This is a genomic window from Dickeya aquatica (assembly GCF_900095885.1).
In the GTDB taxonomy this organism is placed as follows: Bacteria; Pseudomonadota; Gammaproteobacteria; order Enterobacterales; family Enterobacteriaceae; genus Dickeya; species Dickeya aquatica.
Window position 1 is genome coordinate 2,997,532 of the sequence record NZ_LT615367.1, and the last position, 16,373, is coordinate 3,013,904.

At 56.5% G+C, this 16,373-nt stretch carries 14 protein-coding genes; 6 read left to right on the forward strand and 8 right to left on the reverse strand.

Going from position 1 to position 16,373, the window contains the following annotated elements:
* Positions 1–276 precede the first annotated feature (276 nt).
* Positions 277–1,563, forward strand: coding sequence for a citrate synthase (locus DAQ1742_RS13530; RefSeq protein ID WP_035340803.1), 1,287 nt, complete (start codon positions 277–279; stop codon positions 1,561–1,563).
* A gap of 79 nt (positions 1,564–1,642) precedes the next feature.
* On the opposite strand, the gene nei is transcribed toward DAQ1742_RS13530, so the two are convergent.
* The 8 genes from nei to DAQ1742_RS13570 form a co-directional block, all read right to left on the reverse strand.
* Complete coding sequence (nei, locus tag DAQ1742_RS13535; protein WP_035340801.1) at positions 1,643–2,431, reverse strand: endonuclease VIII; 789 nt, start codon at positions 2,429–2,431, stop codon at positions 1,643–1,645.
* Positions 2,432–2,439: 8 nt separating this feature from the next.
* Positions 2,440–3,183, reverse strand: coding sequence for a 5-oxoprolinase subunit PxpA (pxpA, locus tag DAQ1742_RS13540; RefSeq protein WP_035340799.1), 744 nt, complete (start codon positions 3,181–3,183; stop codon positions 2,440–2,442).
* The gene (gene pxpC / locus DAQ1742_RS13545) at positions 3,173–4,102 is read right to left on the reverse strand and encodes a 5-oxoprolinase subunit PxpC (protein WP_180706148.1); all 930 of its coding nucleotides are present in this window, start codon (positions 4,100–4,102) and stop codon (positions 3,173–3,175) included. Before pxpC ends, pxpA begins: the two co-directional genes overlap by 11 nt.
* The gene (gene pxpB, locus DAQ1742_RS13550; RefSeq protein WP_035340794.1) at positions 4,096–4,755 is read right to left on the reverse strand and encodes a 5-oxoprolinase subunit PxpB; all 660 of its coding nucleotides are present in this window, start codon (positions 4,753–4,755) and stop codon (positions 4,096–4,098) included. Before pxpB ends, pxpC begins: the two co-directional genes overlap by 7 nt.
* A 91-nt stretch (positions 4,756–4,846) precedes the next feature.
* Positions 4,847–5,590, reverse strand: coding sequence for a type 2 GTP cyclohydrolase I (locus DAQ1742_RS13555; protein WP_035340792.1), 744 nt, complete (start codon positions 5,588–5,590; stop codon positions 4,847–4,849).
* 44 nt (positions 5,591–5,634) lie between these two features.
* The gene (gene phrB / locus DAQ1742_RS13560) at positions 5,635–7,092 is read right to left on the reverse strand and encodes a deoxyribodipyrimidine photo-lyase (RefSeq protein ID WP_035340791.1); all 1,458 of its coding nucleotides are present in this window, start codon (positions 7,090–7,092) and stop codon (positions 5,635–5,637) included.
* A gap of 169 nt (positions 7,093–7,261) precedes the next feature.
* Positions 7,262–8,221 (reverse strand): YbgA family protein, encoded by a 960-nt coding sequence (locus DAQ1742_RS13565; protein WP_035340787.1) that lies wholly within the window; start codon positions 8,219–8,221, stop codon positions 7,262–7,264.
* Between the two features lie 251 nt (positions 8,222–8,472).
* A complete protein-coding gene (locus DAQ1742_RS13570; RefSeq protein WP_035340785.1) occupies positions 8,473–8,676 on the reverse strand; it encodes a YbfA family protein in 204 nt (67 codons plus the stop codon).
* 450 nt (positions 8,677–9,126) lie between these two features.
* Between DAQ1742_RS13570 and kdpF the strand changes: the two genes are divergently transcribed.
* Genes kdpF through kdpD form a run of 5 tightly spaced genes read left to right on the forward strand, consistent with a single transcriptional unit; the run spans position 9,127 to position 16,365 of the window.
* A complete protein-coding gene (gene kdpF, locus DAQ1742_RS13575) occupies positions 9,127–9,216 on the forward strand; it encodes a K(+)-transporting ATPase subunit F (RefSeq protein ID WP_035340783.1) in 90 nt (29 codons plus the stop codon).
* The gene (gene kdpA / locus DAQ1742_RS13580; protein ID WP_035340781.1) at positions 9,216–10,901 is read left to right on the forward strand and encodes a potassium-transporting ATPase subunit KdpA; all 1,686 of its coding nucleotides are present in this window, start codon (positions 9,216–9,218) and stop codon (positions 10,899–10,901) included. The genes kdpF and kdpA overlap by 1 nt, the downstream gene beginning before the upstream one ends.
* A 16-nt stretch (positions 10,902–10,917) precedes the next feature.
* Positions 10,918–12,984 carry a potassium-transporting ATPase subunit KdpB gene (gene kdpB / locus DAQ1742_RS13585; protein ID WP_180706149.1) on the forward strand — a complete coding sequence of 689 codons (2,067 nt, stop codon included), beginning with the start codon at positions 10,918–10,920 and terminating at the stop codon, positions 12,982–12,984.
* A gap of 14 nt (positions 12,985–12,998) precedes the next feature.
* Positions 12,999–13,574, forward strand: coding sequence for a potassium-transporting ATPase subunit KdpC (gene kdpC, locus DAQ1742_RS13590; protein ID WP_035340777.1), 576 nt, complete (start codon positions 12,999–13,001; stop codon positions 13,572–13,574).
* 49 nt (positions 13,575–13,623) lie between these two features.
* Complete coding sequence (gene kdpD, locus DAQ1742_RS13595; protein ID WP_180706150.1) at positions 13,624–16,365, forward strand: two-component system sensor histidine kinase KdpD; 2,742 nt, start codon at positions 13,624–13,626, stop codon at positions 16,363–16,365.
* Positions 16,366–16,373 lie beyond the last annotated feature (8 nt).

A 16,373-nucleotide genomic window follows, 5' to 3' on the forward strand; every position in this document is an offset into this window, starting at 1 on the left:
GCCAAAGTTATGTAACAGTGGGGAATAAAGTCCACGGAAAAGTTATAAGTACTAGCTACACTTAGAGCAGGACAGGGTCAACCCCTTGGCAGGAAGAACAACCTGTTCATTCCTGGCTGTGGCCGCCTGACGATAACAGTCAACTCTGTATCCAGTCTTGTTCCTGACGACAGAGCGACGTCTGGTCTGTTTACTTTGTCCAGCGTGCGGGCATGACGGTATTTCTGCAGTGACGAATTTTTAAAATTAAAGATTAAAGCGCTAAGGAGACTGTAAATGGCTGATAAAAAAGCAACGCTTACAATAGACGGCAAAGAAGCAATTGAGCTGAATGTGCTGTCAGGTACGCTTGGCAACGACGAAATTGATATTCGTAGCCTGGGTTCTAAAGGTTACTTCACGTTTGACCCCGGTTTCACTTCCACCGCATCCTGCGAATCTAAAATTACCTACATTGATGGCGATCAGGGTGTGTTGTTGCACCGCGGGTATCCGATTGCACAACTGGCTGAAAAATCAAACTATCTTGAAGTTTGTTATATTCTGTTGTTTGGCGAAGCCCCAACACAGGAACAGTACGACACCTTCAAAACGACGGTCACGCGTCATACCATGGTGCATGAACAGATTACCCGCCTGTTCCACGGCTTTCGCCGTGACTCGCACCCTATGGCGGTACTGTGCGGTGTAACGGGCGCACTGGCGGCGTTCTATCATGACTCGCTGGATATCGGTAACGAGCGTCATCGTGAAATCGCGGCTTATCGTCTGCTGTCAAAAATGCCGACTGTGGCAGCGATGTGTTACAAATACTCTATCGGCCAGCCGTTCGTTTATCCGCGTAATGATTTGTCCTATGCCGGGAATTTCCTGCATATGATGTTCGCCACACCTTGCGAACAGTATGTCGTTAACCCGGTGCTGGAGCGGGCAATGGATCGCATCCTGATTCTCCATGCCGACCATGAGCAGAATGCTTCTACCTCAACCGTGCGTACTGCGGGGTCTTCAGGTGCCAACCCATTCGCGTGTATTGCTGCGGGTATCGCTTCACTGTGGGGGCCTGCACACGGTGGTGCTAACGAAGCCTGTTTGCGTATGCTTGAAGAGATAAGCTCTGTTGAGCATATTCCGGCTTTTATCAAGCGCGCCAAAGATAAAAATGACTCGTTCCGCCTGATGGGCTTTGGGCATCGTGTTTATAAAAACTATGACCCGCGCGCTACCGTTATGCGCCAGACCTGCCATGAGGTGCTAAAAGAGCTGGGTACGAAAGATGACCTGCTGGAAGTTGCGATGGAGCTGGAAAACATTGCTCTGAACGACCCGTACTTCATCGAACGTAAGCTCTACCCGAATGTGGACTTCTACTCAGGCATCATCCTCAAAGCCATGGGTATTCCATCAACCATGTTCACCGTTATCTTTGCGATGGCACGTACCGTTGGCTGGATTGCCCACTGGAGCGAAATGCATGGTGAAGGGCTGAAAATTGCGCGTCCGCGCCAGTTGTATACCGGCCACAGCGAGCGCGATTTCGCCCCCTCGGTCACTAAACGTTAACAACGCTTTGTCGGGGTAAAAACCAGTACAAAGGCCGGGTATTCCCGGCCTTTTTCATGTTTACCGGCTCACCGTTACGCTATCGCTGGCAATGCGGGCAAGCATAAAATGGCCGTGAGGTGACCTGACTTTTCACGATCAATTGACCACAACGCCCGCAAGGCTCGCCATCGCGATGAAAAGCATGAAACCGGAACCGCGCACCATGATAACGTTCATCGTCACTTGCACTGCCGCGGGTCTGGTACGACAAGCGAGGAATATCCAGCAGATTCTGGCTTAACACCGCCAGTTCATGCTCATTCAGATCCACCGCTCGCCGCATCGGGCTAAGCGCACATGCCCATAAAACTTCCACCCGCAGATAGTTGCCAAGCCCAGCCAGAAACCCCTGGTCAAGCAACAATGCCCCAAGCTGCCTGCGACCGAAGCGGGCCGACAGCAATCGCTCTCGCACGCGCTCAGCACTCAACGTCTCATCCAGTACATCAGGCCCAAGACGCTGCAAGAAAGGATGGGCTTCAAGCTGAGCAGCACTTAAAATGCTCACGTCTGAAGCACTATAGAGTGACACGGCGTTATCGTCCGTCTCCAGTCTGACCCGCAATTCCCGGCGTGTGTCCGCCAGCGATTTACCCACCCGCCAGACGCCGTAGAGCTGATTGTGGCTGTACATCACCCACCCATTGGCGAACCACGTCAACAGCGCTTTTCCCCGGCTGCTCACCCGTTCAACCCGCGTGCCTGTCAGTATCGTTTCATAGGGTTTGAGCTCGGGAAAAGCAAACCACACGCGGGTCAGCGTTTTTCCTGCCACAGCGGCAGCAAGGCTATCGGCAGCACGGCGAATTTCGGGGCCTTCTGGCATGCGTACTCCTACTCCTGACGGGCGCTGACGTGGATACCGTACTGGGTAAAGCACTGCCGCAAGCGTCGGGCGAATGTCAGCGCATGTTCATTATCACCGTGCAAACACACGGTTTGTGCCACCACCGCAACCCAACTGCCGTTGCTGGCTCGCACCCGCTGGCGTTGCACCATCTCAAGCGTCTGAGCCAGCGCCAGTTCATCACTGCTGATCACCGCCGAAGGTTGATCGCGCGGCACCAGTGAACCGTCTGCCTGATAGCTGCGATCGGCAAACACTTCTTCACGCGTTGCCAGCCCTGCTCGCTTGCCAGCGCGAATCAGTTCGCTGCCGGAAAGCCCGACCAGATATAACGCCGGGTCAACGGCCGCGACAGCACGGGCAATCGCATCCGCCAGTGCCGCATCACGCGCCGCCTGGTTATACAACATGCCATGCGGTTTGACATGGAACAGTTGCCCGCCTTCAGCTTTGGCGATAGCTGCCAGCGCCCCCACCTGATAGATAACCTGGGCATACACCGTTTCGGCAGGCAGGCTCATGGCGGTGCGGCCAAAATTTTCACGATCGGGAAAGCTGGGGTGTGCCCCGATAGCAACACCGTACTGCAATGCCCAGCGTACCGACTGGCGCATGGTTTGCGCATCGCCTGCGTGGAACCCACAGGCAATGTTGGCAGAGCTCACACACTGTAATAACGCCTCATCATGCAAGCCCCCTTCGCCCAAATCAGCGTTTAAATCAATGACCATGCAACCTCCAGGCCAGTTGTTCCAGGTAATGCTGCTGCGCCTGTGCGGCATGGAGCGCTTCATCCAGTGAGCAGCGCAGGAAATGCACCGGTTCACCCAGACGCATTTGCGCCAGATGATAGAGATCGGCCTCAATCACACAACCAATACGGGGATAGCCACCGGTTGTCTGGGCATCGCTCATCAGCACAATCGGTTTGCCATTATGCGGCACCTGAATCACACCCGGCAGCAAACCGTGAGAGAGCATCTCCCGTGGCGTCTCGCGCACCAGTTCCGGCCCTTGCAGACGATATCCCATACGATTGCTTTGCGGGCTGAGATGCCAGCCTGTCCGCCAAAAATCATCACGCGATACCTTGCTAAACTCCTGATACTCCGGCCCCGGCAGCACCCTTACCCGGTTGGTAAACAGCAATTGCTTCACGCCAACAGAGCGTAAAGGCAAACGTTGCGGCTCGCCTAACGGTAACGCATCCCCGTCAACCAAAGGACGCCCCGCCACCCCGCCGATACCGGCTTTGACATCGGTACTGCACGAGCCCAGCACCTGCGGCACCAGCAATCCCCCGGACACCGCCAGATAGCTGCGCATCCCGTTACGCGGTGAGCGCAAGCGTAGCGTCTGCCCGGCCTGCACGGCAAAACACCAGCCCGTCCACAAGGGTTTACCGTCAAGCGTGGCGTGGCAGTCAGCGCCGGTTAGCGCAATCCAGCAGGGTGTGGTAAATGTCGCTACCAGTTGTCCCAGCGTCACTTCCAGCGCAGCGGCTCGCTCCGGGTTTGCCACCAGCAGATTAGCCAGCTTCAGTGCCGGTACATCCAGTGCACCGCACTGGCTTATGCCCAATGATCTGACCCCATTACGTCCGGTGTCCTGCACCGTCGTCTGTAATCCGGCGCGGAGAATGTTCAGCATACGCCCTCCCGTTGCGGTACAAAGCGAACCCGGTCACCCGCTTTGAGCAAGACAGGCGGTGTGTGCATCGGCTGAAACAGCGCCACCGAGGTGCGGCCAATCAGTTGCCAGCCGCCGGGTGTGGCGAGTGGATAAACCCCGGTCTGGCTGCCGCCGATGGCGACAGAACCCGCAGGCACCAGAAGGCGCGGCTCTGCACGCCGGGGCACAAACAGGGCTTCATCCAGCCCACCGAGATAGGGAAATCCGGGCTGAAAACCCAGAAAATAGACGATATAACGCCCGGCGGCATGGCGCTCGACCACTTGTTGTGGCGTCAGGCCGCAGTGCTCCGCCACAATGAGTAAATCCGGCCCTTGCTCACCGCCGTACACCACCGGAATATCAATATCACGCGCGGGCAATTCACCGACAGCTTCACTCTCTTCCCACCAGCGTTGTAAGCGCTCTATCGCATCCAGCGCACTCTGACGGGGATGTTTTAACACCACGGTCAGGTTGTTCATGCCGGGAATGACCTCACTGACATCCTCATGCCCTGTCAGACGCTCGGCCAGCCCCCATATCCGCTGCTGGCTTTCCAGACGCAATGGCGGCTCAAGCTCCAGCACAACCGCTTTTTCCCCTAACAGATAACAGCGCGCGCGTTGCATCCTACCTCCTGAGCGATGTTCCCATCCTTTACCAAACGGCCCCCGACATCGGCATTACGCACCGTTTCTGGCCTCGGGGGATTACCACGGACTATGCCGGGTTCGGGATATCGATAAATGTCACATCAAATCCATGTTCAGTTGCAAGCCACTCGCCCAGCGCGCGTATGCCAGCTCGCTCGGTTGCATGATGGCCTGCGGCGTAAAAATGCAGCCCCATTTCACGGGCGATGTGGATGGTTTTCTCGGAGACTTCGCCCGTGATAAAGGCATCGACACCAAACTGCGCCGCCTGTTCAATCAAGCTCTGTCCGCCACCGGTACACCAGGCAACGCGCCGTATATGGGCTGGTGCATTGTCACCACAATGTAATACCGGGCGCGCCAACTGATGCTCCAGCGTCTGTTGCAATGCCTGTGCGGTTTGCTCTACAGCCAGCTCGCCATAGGGCAGGAACGGCTCAATGTCCCCCAGTGTACGAATGCCAAGCATGGCCGCCAGTTGAGCGTTGTTGCCGACCGTCGGGTGGGCATCCAGCGGCAGATGATAGCCGTACAAATTGATGTCATTCGCCAACAATGTTTTCAGGCGCTGACGCTTCATGCCACGGATAATCGCCGTTTCGTTACGCCAGAAATACCCATGATGCACCAGTACCGCATCCGCCTGATGCGCCACCGCGGCATCGAGCAGGGCCTGGCAGGCGGTCACACCGGTCACGATACGGCGCACCGTTTCACGGCCTTCCACCTGTAACCCGTTAGGGCCGTAGTCCTGAAAGGCGGTAACGTTCAAAAACCCATTCAGCAAGCTTTCCAGCTCGGTATTGCGCATACCCATTGCTCCTTGATTCGTTCAAATAATCTGGCTATTGCGACTTATGCAGACTCCGCGCGCTTCGCCGCTTCAAACGCGGCTAACGTGCGCACGCGCGCCTGTTTATGATCCACCATCGGCGACGGGTAGGCGAGCTGACGCCGCTGGCGCACCGCCCAGACATGCGGCTGATGCACCGCTTTACCGGGGATCATGGCAAGTTCCGGCACCCAGCGCCGAATAAAATCCCCTTGCGGGTCAAAGCGTTCCCCCTGCGTGGTGGGGTTAAAAATGCGAAAATAGGGTGCAGCATCGGTACCGGTCGAGGCTGCCCACTGCCAGCCACCGTTATTTGCCGCCAGATCGCCATCCAGCAGTTGTTCCATAAAATACCGCTCGCCAGCGCGCCAGTCGATCAACAAATCTTTGACCAGAAAACTGGCGCAAATCATACGCAGGCGGTTATGCATCCAGCCCGTCGCGTTCAACTGGCGCATGGCCGCATCCACGATGGGATAACCGGTTTCCCCCCGTTGCCAGGCTAACAGTTCTTGCGGTGCCTCGCGCCAGGCAATGTGACGCGTCCAGCCGATAAAGGGTTGATGGCGGCACAACGCCGGGCTAAATACCAGTAAATGGCGATAAAACTCACGCCACACCAGTTCATTAAACCAGCTGAATGCACCGCTCTCCGGCTGTGTTAACACCTCCGGGTGCTCCATGCGCAAACGGTTAATGCATTGACGCGGCGAAATCACCCCCAGCGCCAGATAGGGCGACAACTGGCTGGTGGCGTTTAGAGCGGGTAAGTCACGTCGCTGATGATATTGCGCCACCTGTTCGCGGCAAAACTGCCGCAATCGCTGCAACGCAGCCTGCTCCCCGGCCGGGAAATCAGCCCCTTGTGGCGTGAACGCCTCGGGTCTGGCAAGGCACTGCGTCGGGTAAGAAAATGGCGTCAGCGGTTGTATCGGGCATTCGCCCTGTTGGCGGGCGGCAGGGGCCGGTAGCGAGCGCACCTCGCTTTGCAACAGGCGGCGGATAAACGCCGCACGAAACGGCGTAAACACTTTATACATCTCGCCACTGCCCGTCACCACACTACCGGGTGGCAGTAACAGGCTGTCGTCAAATCCCCGGCATTCGGTTCGCCCGCTAAGCGCTTGTTCCAGTTGCCGGTCACGCTGGCATTCGTTCCACTCATACTGGCGGTTGTAGAACAGCGTTGTCACCTGCCGTTCATGGCAAAACGCCGCCAGCCACTCCACAGTGCCAGCAAAATCATCACACTGGTGATAATGCAAAGGGATGCCTTTTTCCTGCAATGCCTGCTGCAACATGCCCAGGTTAGCCTGTAAAAAAGCCGCCTGACGAGGCGACATCGCGTGGCGCGCCCACTGCCCCGGCGTGGCGATAAATACCGCCTCGACCTGTGCAGTGGGATTTTCACAGGCGGCAGATAACGCCAGATTATCGGTAAGACGCAGATCGTGACGAAACCAGACCAGATGTGTGGTCATGAACCATCCTCAATAAACTGAAAAAGGGAATCTGTTATGGGTGACGCGGTTTGCTGATATGGGTGACGACACCCCAATAACGCGGCCATGGCAAAAAACCCCGGCGCACTGACCACCTCGAGCCAGAAGGCTACGCGTCATCAGTATCACCAGGGGCTTTTACACGCGTTTAATGCCCGTAGCGCAAACGTAGCGCTTCCGGGTAAGGGTCGAAATAGCGTTGCTGTGCCAGCCAGGCATCCGGGTATTCACTCATGTAATGGCGCAGCAGCGTTAATGGTGCCAACAACGGCTGCACGCCCTGGCGATAGCGTTCAATCAATGTCGCCAGTTCCTGACGCTGCCCGGCGGTGAGTTGCCGACGAAAATAGCCCTGCACATGCATCAGCACATTCGTGTGGTTACGCCGGCTTGCCGGGCGCGACAGCAAGTCCATAAAGTACAGACGATATTGCGCAGCGAAATCCTCCAGTGAGTCCCATTTATCCATCGTGGCGACAAACGGCCCCAGTTTGCGGTATTCCGGCTGCGAATGTGCCAAAAGCAGTAATTTATAGCGGCTGTGAAAGCTCATCAGCGCTCCGCGGCTCAAACCGCTACGCCATAACTGGTTGAACTCATGCAGGGCATAAACCCGGGCAATAAAATTCTCCCGCAGCACCGGGTCATGCAAACGGCCATCCTCCTCAACCGGGAGCCAGGGCAGCGTGGCTTTCAGTTGTTCGGTAAACAGCCCAACACCGCTTTTGCGCGCATTATTCTGCGATGCATCATAGACCTTGACCCGCTCCATACCGCAACTGGGGGATTTCGCACAGACGATGTAGCCGCCAAGATGCGCAAGCGTCGGCGCGGTTTCAGCGGCAAAGCGCCGCATCGGCTCCGTGACATCCAGGCCGGAACCATTGCTACTGAGCATGCGAATATCATTATCGTCTGACTTAACCAGCCTTAGCGCCGGGCGCGGTACTGGCAAGCCGACCGCCATTTCCGGGCATATCGGCGCAAAATGGAAATAAGGTTCTAGTTGCTCAACGGCAAATGCCAGCCGTTTATGGCCTCCGTCAAAACGCACCGGATTACCCAGCAGACAGGCACTGATCCCTACGGGAATCTTCTCGACAGTCATTGTTAGTCCCCTTCCATTTAAAAGAGAGTGTTATCTCAATAGCATAGCGGAATTATGCCGGTTTTCTGTAACAGATAAACACCCAAGGTAGATTCCGTTGCCATGAAAAATCTGCCGTACCGGGAACCTGCGCGACAACCTGACATGTTAAGAGGGGCGAAGGAGGGAAACATTGATGGACAATCACCACGCCACATCGGCGATGGCGGTCAATAATATTGTGATTCCGGCTGTCAGTACGATTCCGGCTGTCAGTAAAAGTGCCCGCCGGATTGCTCCGACTGTTCCAGCCACACCGGTTTGTCACTGGTTTTGAGCCAGATGCGATGTAAATAGCTGTAAAACCGGGCACGTTCATGCCAGAACATCATCACCGGTAACGTGACCAGCCCCACCACAATCACCATTATACGGCGTAATGCCACCCGATACCAAGGGAACACGGTATACGACATGCTGTTATCTCCTGATGTTGTTATCACAGAAAAAAGAATATGGTTAAATTTTACACTCATCAGACCAGATAACAACCCATGTTCACTGCAAACGGCCTTAAACATCATAAAGTTAAATTAATGTTAACTTTATGATGCATCCATATGGCAACTTACCGCCGTGCTTGCCTGCCAGCGGCAACAGCTAACCCGGCGTTACCGCGCTGTTTTTTTGCGCGGTACCTGTCGGTGGTTTACGCCACCGGAAAAAACCGCATGCACCAAAGGGTTAATCCTTCACCATTTTTATACTTTTTTTACGCCCGCCATCGGGAAATTTGCACCTTCTTTTCCCGCCCCTGCGTAGCCTGAGCGCCAGGGTATGAACCATGCCCTTGATTGAACACACCTCATACTGATGAACATCTCGGATATTGACACCATGGTTATGAATGCCACCGGAGGTAAACAGTGAATCCTGGTCTGATCGCGGGCGGGGCGCTGGTCGTGCTGCTGCTGGTTTATCTTTTTTATGCATTGCTCAATGCGGAGGACTTCTGATGTCCAGCGATGCCTTTTTATTTATTGTCAGTCTGTTTGCCATCCTGATGATTATGGCCCAACCATTAGGGCAGTTCATGGCACGGCTGGTTGACGGGGAAACCGGGAGGCTGAGCCGCTATGAGCTCAGCTTCGCTCATCTGTGTGGTTTTTCTACCCAGGAAATGGGCTGGCAGCGCTATGCTTTGTCCATCGTGGTGTTCAACTTACTGGGCATTGTGGCACTGACACTGATGCTGATGTATCAACACTTCCTGCCGCTGAACCCACAACAGATGCCAGGGCTGTCATGGCATCTGGCGTTGAATACCGCTATCAGTTTTGTCACCAATACCAACTGGCAGGCCTATAGTGGTGAAAACACCCTCAGTTACTTCAGCCAGATGGTGGGGTTAACGGTACAAAACTTTCTTTCCGCCGCCACCGGTATTGCCGTAGCCTTTGTGTTGATGCGCGCCTTCGCACGCCGCACCACGCATGAGCTGGGTAACTGCTGGCTGGATTTACTGCGCATTAACCTGTATTTGCTGCTGCCATTGTCACTGTTGCTGAGTCTGTTTTTCATCAGCCAGGGCAGTATTCAAAATTTCCTGCCCTACCAACACATCACCACGCTGGAGGGCGCTTCGCAACTCTTACCGATGGGGCCGTTAGCCTCACAAGAAGCCATCAAGATGCTGGGCACCAACGGTGGCGGCTTTTTCGGGGCCAACTCCGCCCATCCGTTTGAAAACCCGAACGCACTGACCAACTTTGTGCAAATGCTGTCTATTTTGCTCATTCCCGCGGCGCTGTGCTTTAGCTTTGGCCGGGTGGTCAACGACCGTCGTCAGGGCCACACCCTGCTGTGGGCGATGTCACTGATGTTGATAGCCGCAACGGCCGTCGTGATGTATGCCGAAGTCAGTGGCAACCCGCATCTGCTGGCGCTCGGTGCCGATAGCGCACAAAACATGGAGGGCAAAGAGAGCCGCTTTGGCATTCTGGCCTCCGCCTTTTTTGCCGCTATCACCACGGCGACATCTTGTGGTGCGGTTAACGCCATGCATGACTCCTTTACTGCATTAGGCGGCATGGTGCCGATGTGGCTGATGCAAATAGGGGAAGTGATTTTCGGCGGTGTTGGCTCCGGTTTTTACGGCATGCTGGTCTTCGTGTTGCTAACGGTGTTTATCGCCGGGCTGATGATTGGCCGCACCCCGGAGTACCTCGGCAAGAAAGTGGAAGCCCGGGAAATGAAGATGGCCGCGCTGGCTATTTTGATAACCCCGGCGCTGGTGTTGCTTGGCACCGCACTGGCATTGGCCACCGAGGCCGGCCGCGCGGGCATCCTCAACCCCGGTGCACACGGGTTTAGTGAAGTGCTCTATGCCTACTCGTCAGCGGCTAACAACAACGGCAGTGCCTTCGCCGGCCTGAGTGTTAACACCCCGTTTTATAACCTGACGCTGGGGGTTGCCATGTTGCTGGGGCGCTTCTCTTCCCTGATCCCGGTGCTGGCGATTGCCGGTTCACTGGTGGCGAAAAAACGTCAGCCCGAAACCAAAGGCTCACTTTCCACCCGTGGTCCGCTGTTCATTGGCCTGCTCATCACCATCATTTTGTTGATTAGCGCACTGAACTTCATCCCGGCGCTGGCATTAGGCCCGGTTGCCGAGCATTTACAGTCCAGTCTGGTTCACTGAGCCGGAGAAAAAGAACATGATCCGTAAACAGCAAACGCTTTTTGATTCTGCCCTGCTGCGCCGCGCACTGGTGGATGCAGTAAAAAAACTCGACCCACGCGTACAGTGGCGTAACCCGGTGATGTTCGTGGTGTATATCGGCAGCCTGCTGACCAGCGGTGTCTGGCTTGCCATTCTGTGCGGGCAAGCCACCGGCGATGCCGGTTTTACCGGTGCCGTTGCACTGTGGCTGTGGGTAACGGTACTGTTTGCCAACATTGCCGAAGCCCTGGCTGAAGGCCGCAGTAAAGCCCAGGCACAAACCCTGAAAGGGATGAAAAAGACGCACTGGGCCAACAAACTTGCCAGCGCCAGCACTACAGCCAGCGCCCAGAAAGTGCCCGCGGAAAGCCTGCGCAAAGGCGATATCGTGCGCGTCGTTGCCGGTGAGATGATCCCCTGTGACGGTGAGGTACTGGAAGGGGGAGCCTCCGTCGATGAAAGCGCGATAACCGGCGAATCGGCTCCGGTTATCCGCGAGTCCGGCGGCGATTTTTCCTCCGTTACCGGCGGCACCCGGGTACTGTCTGACTGGCTCATCATCCAGTGTACCGTCAACCCCGGTGAAACCTTTATCGACCGGATGATAGCGATGGTAGAGAACGCCAAACGGCGTAAAACCCCGAATGAGGTGGCTCTCACCATCCTGCTGGTGGAACTCACCATCATCTTTTTGCTGGTGGTCGCCACGCTCGCGCCCTTCTCCTGGTTTAGCGTGCTGGCCAATAACAGCGGTACGGTTATCAGCATGACCGTCTTGGTCGCCCTGCTGGTGTGCCTGATCCCAACCACCATTGGCGGGTTGCTATCAGCCATTGGGATTGCCGGGATGAGCCGGATGCTCGGGGCGAATGTGATTGCTACCAGCGGCCGTGCGGTGGAAGCCGCCGGGGATATTGACGTACTGCTGTTAGACAAAACCGGCACCATCACACTCGGAAATCGTCAGGCTTCGGCCTTTATTCCGGCTCCGGGCGTCAGCGAGCAGGCGCTGGCCGATGCGGCACAGCTGGCATCATTAGCCGACGAGACCCCGGAAGGTCGCAGTATTGTGGTGCTGGCCAAACAGCGCTTCGGCCTGCGTGAGCGCGCCTTGCAAGAACTGGATGCCACCTTTGTGCCGTTCTCGGCGCAAACCCGGATGAGCGGCGTCAACATTCAGGGCCGAACCATCCGCAAAGGGGCGGTCGATGCCCTGCGTCGCTATATTGACGCCAATCAGGGGCTGTTCCCCGCACAGGTAGAAGACGCCGTCAGCGAGGTTGCACGCCAGGGGGGAACACCGCTGGTGGTTGCCGAAGGCAAACGGGTACTCGGCGTGGTGGCGCTAAAAGATATCGTCAAAGGCGGTATCAAAGAGCGCTTCGCCGAGTTACGTAACATGGGTATTAAAACGGTGATGATCACCGGTGATAACCCGCTGACAGCCGCCGCAATCGCCGCTGAAGCCGGTGTGGACGATTTTCTCTCTGAAGCCACACCCGAAGCCAAACTGGCGCTGATTCGCCAGTATCAGGCACAAGGGCGCATGGTAGCGATGACCGGCGATGGCACTAACGATGCCCCAGCGCTGGCGCAAGCTGATGTGGCGGTGGCAATGAACTCCGGTACTCAGGCCGCCAAAGAGGCGGGCAACATGGTGGATTTGGACTCCAACCCGACCAAGCTTATCGAAGTGGTGCACATCGGCAAGCAGATGCTGATGACCCGTGGCTCGCTCACCACCTTTAGTATCGCCAACGATGTGGCGAAGTATTTCGCCATTATTCCGGCAGCATTTGCCGCCACCTACCCCAACTCAACGCCCTTAATGGTGATGCAGTTGCACTCCCCGGCCTCGGCGATGCTCTCCGCGGTTATCTTCAATGCGTTAATCATCGTCTTTCTGATCCCGCTGGCGCTAAAAGGCGTGGGGTATAAACCGATGAGTGCGGCGGCATTACTGAGCCGTAACCTGTGGATTTACGGGCTGGGCGGGCTGGTGGTGCCGTTTATCGGCATCAAACTGATTGACCTGATTCTGACTGCTACCGGGCTTGCCTGAGAAGAGATAACATCATGAATACGCTTCGTTCTTCACTGGTTTTATTGTTATTGATGACCCTGATTACCGGTGTGGCCTACCCGTTGTTGAGCACCGCACTCGGGCAACTGCTGTTTGCCCGTCAGGCAAACGGCTCACTGCTCTACCAACAGGATAAGGTGGTTGGCTCTTCGCTTATTGGCCAGGTCTTTAGCGGCGAGGGCTATTTTCAAGGCCGCCCGTCAGCCACTACAGACACCGCCTATAACCCGCAATCATCCGGTGGCAGCAACCTTGCGCCCAGCAATCCGGCGCTGGATAAAGCCATTACGCAAAATGTCGCGGCCTGGCATCAACGCAGCGGGAATAGCGCCCCGGTGCCGGTAGACCTGGTCACCGCCTCAGCCAGCGGACTTGACCCACACGTCTCTGTGGCGGCGGCGCGCTATCAGGCTCCCCGTATCGCGCAGGTACGCGGATTATCCGCGCAACAGATAGACACACTTATCACCCGCTATACCAGTACGCCGTGGCCCGGATTCATCGGAACACCGGTGGTGAATGTCGTAGAATTGAACCTGGCGCTGGATGCGCTGGCCACACAGCACTGAGTCATCGCGCCGGGTATCCGGCGCGTAGCGCAATTGATGAGGAACCGTAATGACCGACCCGGAACAGCAGCGCCCCAACCCGGATGACCTGCTCAGTCAAATTGAGCAACAGCCGCGCGGCAAACTGAAAATTTTCTTTGGTGCCTGTGCTGGCGTGGGGAAAACCTATGCCATGTTGCAGGAGGCGCAGCGCCTCAACGCGCAAGGGCTGGATGTGCTGGTGGGGGTGGTGGAAACACACGGACGCAGCGAAACAGCCGCACAGCTTGGCGGTCTGCCATGTCTGGCAATGAAAAAAATCAGTCATTACGGTCGCCATCATCATGAGTTTGATCTCGATGCCGCGCTGGCGCGCTGCCCGGCGCTGATTCTGATAGATGAACTGGCACACAGCAATATTCGCGGCTCCCGACACCCCAAACGCTGGCAAGACGTACAAGAGTTACTGGATGCCGGTATCGATGTGTTCACCACGGTAAACGTCCAGCATCTGGAAAGCCTCAACGATATTGTCGGCGGGATAACCGGCATCCGCGTGCGGGAAACCGTCCCTGACCCGATTTTGGATGACGCCAGCGAGGTGGTGCTGGTGGATCTCCCGCCGGATGACCTGCGCCAGCGTCTTCACGAAGGCAAAGTTTACCTGCCGGTGCAAGCCGAGCGGGCCATTGAGAATTTTTTCCGCAAAGGCAATTTACTGGCGCTGCGTGAACTGGCGCTGCGGCGCATGGCTGACCGGGTTGATGACCAGATGCGGGCGATGCGCGCCGGTCAGGGCCGTGAACGGGTCTGGCATACCCGCGATGCCATTTTGCTCTGCATTGGCCGGGGGCTGGGCAATGAAAAACTGGTGCGTACTGCGGCACGGCTGGCGGCACGCCTTGGCAGTGTCTGGCATGCTATCTATGTAGAAACCCCCCGCCTGCACCGTTTGCCTGAGGGCGAACGCCGCGCCATTTTGCGCGCACTGAAGCTGGCGCAAGATTTGGGGGCAGAAACCGCCACCTTATCCGACCCGTCCGTCGAGCGCGCCGTCTTGCGCTACGCCCGCGAGCATAATCTGGGTAAAATTGTGATTGGCCGCCATGCCGAGCAGCGCTTTGGTGGCTGGTATCGCACCCGTTTTTCGGAAAAGCTCGGCAAACTCGGGCCGGACCTGGATTTGGTGATAGTCTCGGTACAAGACGATAACGGGCCGCTCACCACCAAAACACCTGATACGCGCAGCCTGACCGATAGCCGCAGCCTGATGGACAAATGGCGACGCCAGTTCTACGGCTGTAGCGTTGCCATACTCCTGTGCGCGCTGGTGACACTGCTGGCACTCTGGTCGCCCTTCTCAATGCTGGAGCCGGTTAACCTGGTGATGCTCTACCTGCTGGCCGTGGTGATCATCGCGCTATTCTATGGCCGCTGGCCATCGGTGCTCTCAGCGGTGATCAACGTCGCCAGCTTCGATCTGTTCTTTGTGGTACCCAAAGGCACCTTCGTGGTGGCTGACGCTCAATATCTGGTCACGTTTGCCGTGATGCTGATAATCGGGATACTGGTCGGCAACCTGACGGCCGGAGTGCGCTACCAGGCGCGCGTGGCCCGCTATCGAGAACAACGGGTACGCCACCTCTATGAGATGTCACGGGCACTGAACCGCAGCCTGACGGTGCAGGATATCGCTAACGCCAGCCACCATTTTCTGCGCTCAACGTTTCAGGCCAAGATTGCCATTTTGCTGGCTGACCCGGTTGCAGGCCCCACGGCAGCACTGTACCAGACCACACAAGAGGAGCCGGACAGCCTGACGGTTGATAACGCCATTGCCCGCTGGAGCTATGACCATGCCGCGCCCGCGGGCGCTGGCACCACTACCCTGCCGGGCGTGCCGTATCAGATTTTGCCGCTGGCGACACCGCAGCAAACCTTCGGGATAGCCATTGAGCCGAATAATACGCGCCAGTTGATGATCCCCGAACAGCAACGCCTGCTGGAAACCTTTACGGTGCTGATAGCCAATGCACTCGAGCGCCTGTATCTGGTAAAAAGCACGGAAAACGCAAGGCTTGATGCCGAGCGTGAACAACTGCGTAATTCGCTGTTGGCCGCCTTATCGCATGACCTGCGCACCCCACTGACCGTGCTATTTGGTCAGGCGGAAATTCTGACGCTAAATCTGGCAGCAGAAGGCTCGCCTTATGCGCCGCAGGCCAGTCAAATTCGCCAGCATATTCTGAGCACCACCCGACTGGTGAATAACTTGCTGGATATGGCACGCATTCAGTCTGATGGGTTTAACCTGCGTAAAGAGTGGCAAACACTGGAAGAATTGACCGGCAGTGCGCTACGCCAGTTGGAAAACTCGCTGGTAAACCATACTATTCAATTGCACCTGCCAGAAGAGATGCTGCTGGTGCACTGTGATGCCAGCCTGATTGAACGGGTGCTGATTAACCTGCTGGAAAACGCCATTAAGTACGCCGGCGATCACGCCACGCTGACCCTTTCTGCCGCGCCAGTCGTAACGGCAAGCGCAGGCGAGATGCTGGAAGTACGGGTACAGGATAACGGCCCCGGCATTCCGGCAGGCCAGGAGAAGGTGATTTTTGACAAATTCGCCCGCGGGCATAAAGAATCCTCTATTCCCGGTGTCGGTCTGGGGCTGGCAATATGCCGGGCTATCGTGGAAATTCATGGTGGACGCATCTGGGCGACCAACGCCGATGAAGGGGGAGCGGTGTTCCATTTTACGTTGCCACTGGCACCCCCACCGGTACTCGAACCTGAAGAGATGGAGTGATAACGCGG

Bases quoted from the DNA above. Each gene is read 5' to 3' on its own strand.
- DAQ1742_RS13555 (WP_035340792.1), bottom strand. From the start codon at position 5,590: ATGCGCAATACCGAGCTGGAAAGCTTGCTGAATGGGTTTTTGAACGTT.
- DAQ1742_RS13565 (WP_035340787.1), bottom strand. From the start codon at position 8,221: ATGACTGTCGAGAAGATTCCCGTAGGGATCAGTGCCTGTCTGCTGGGT.
- kdpA (WP_035340781.1), top strand. From the start codon at position 9,216: ATGTCCAGCGATGCCTTTTTATTTATTGTCAGTCTGTTTGCCATCCTG.
- phrB (WP_035340791.1), bottom strand. From the start codon at position 7,092: ATGACCACACATCTGGTCTGGTTTCGTCACGATCTGCGTCTTACCGAT.
- DAQ1742_RS13570 (WP_035340785.1), bottom strand. From the start codon at position 8,676: ATGTCGTATACCGTGTTCCCTTGGTATCGGGTGGCATTACGCCGTATA.
- kdpB (WP_180706149.1), top strand. From the start codon at position 10,918: ATGATCCGTAAACAGCAAACGCTTTTTGATTCTGCCCTGCTGCGCCGC.
- DAQ1742_RS13530 (WP_035340803.1), top strand. From the start codon at position 277: ATGGCTGATAAAAAAGCAACGCTTACAATAGACGGCAAAGAAGCAATT.
- pxpB (WP_035340794.1), bottom strand. From the start codon at position 4,755: ATGCAACGCGCGCGCTGTTATCTGTTAGGGGAAAAAGCGGTTGTGCTG.
- kdpD (WP_180706150.1), top strand. From the start codon at position 13,624: ATGACCGACCCGGAACAGCAGCGCCCCAACCCGGATGACCTGCTCAGT.
- nei (WP_035340801.1), bottom strand. From the start codon at position 2,431: ATGCCAGAAGGCCCCGAAATTCGCCGTGCTGCCGATAGCCTTGCTGCC.
- kdpC (WP_035340777.1), top strand. From the start codon at position 12,999: ATGAATACGCTTCGTTCTTCACTGGTTTTATTGTTATTGATGACCCTG.
- pxpA (WP_035340799.1), bottom strand. From the start codon at position 3,183: ATGGTCATTGATTTAAACGCTGATTTGGGCGAAGGGGGCTTGCATGAT.
- pxpC (WP_180706148.1), bottom strand. From the start codon at position 4,102: ATGCTGAACATTCTCCGCGCCGGATTACAGACGACGGTGCAGGACACC.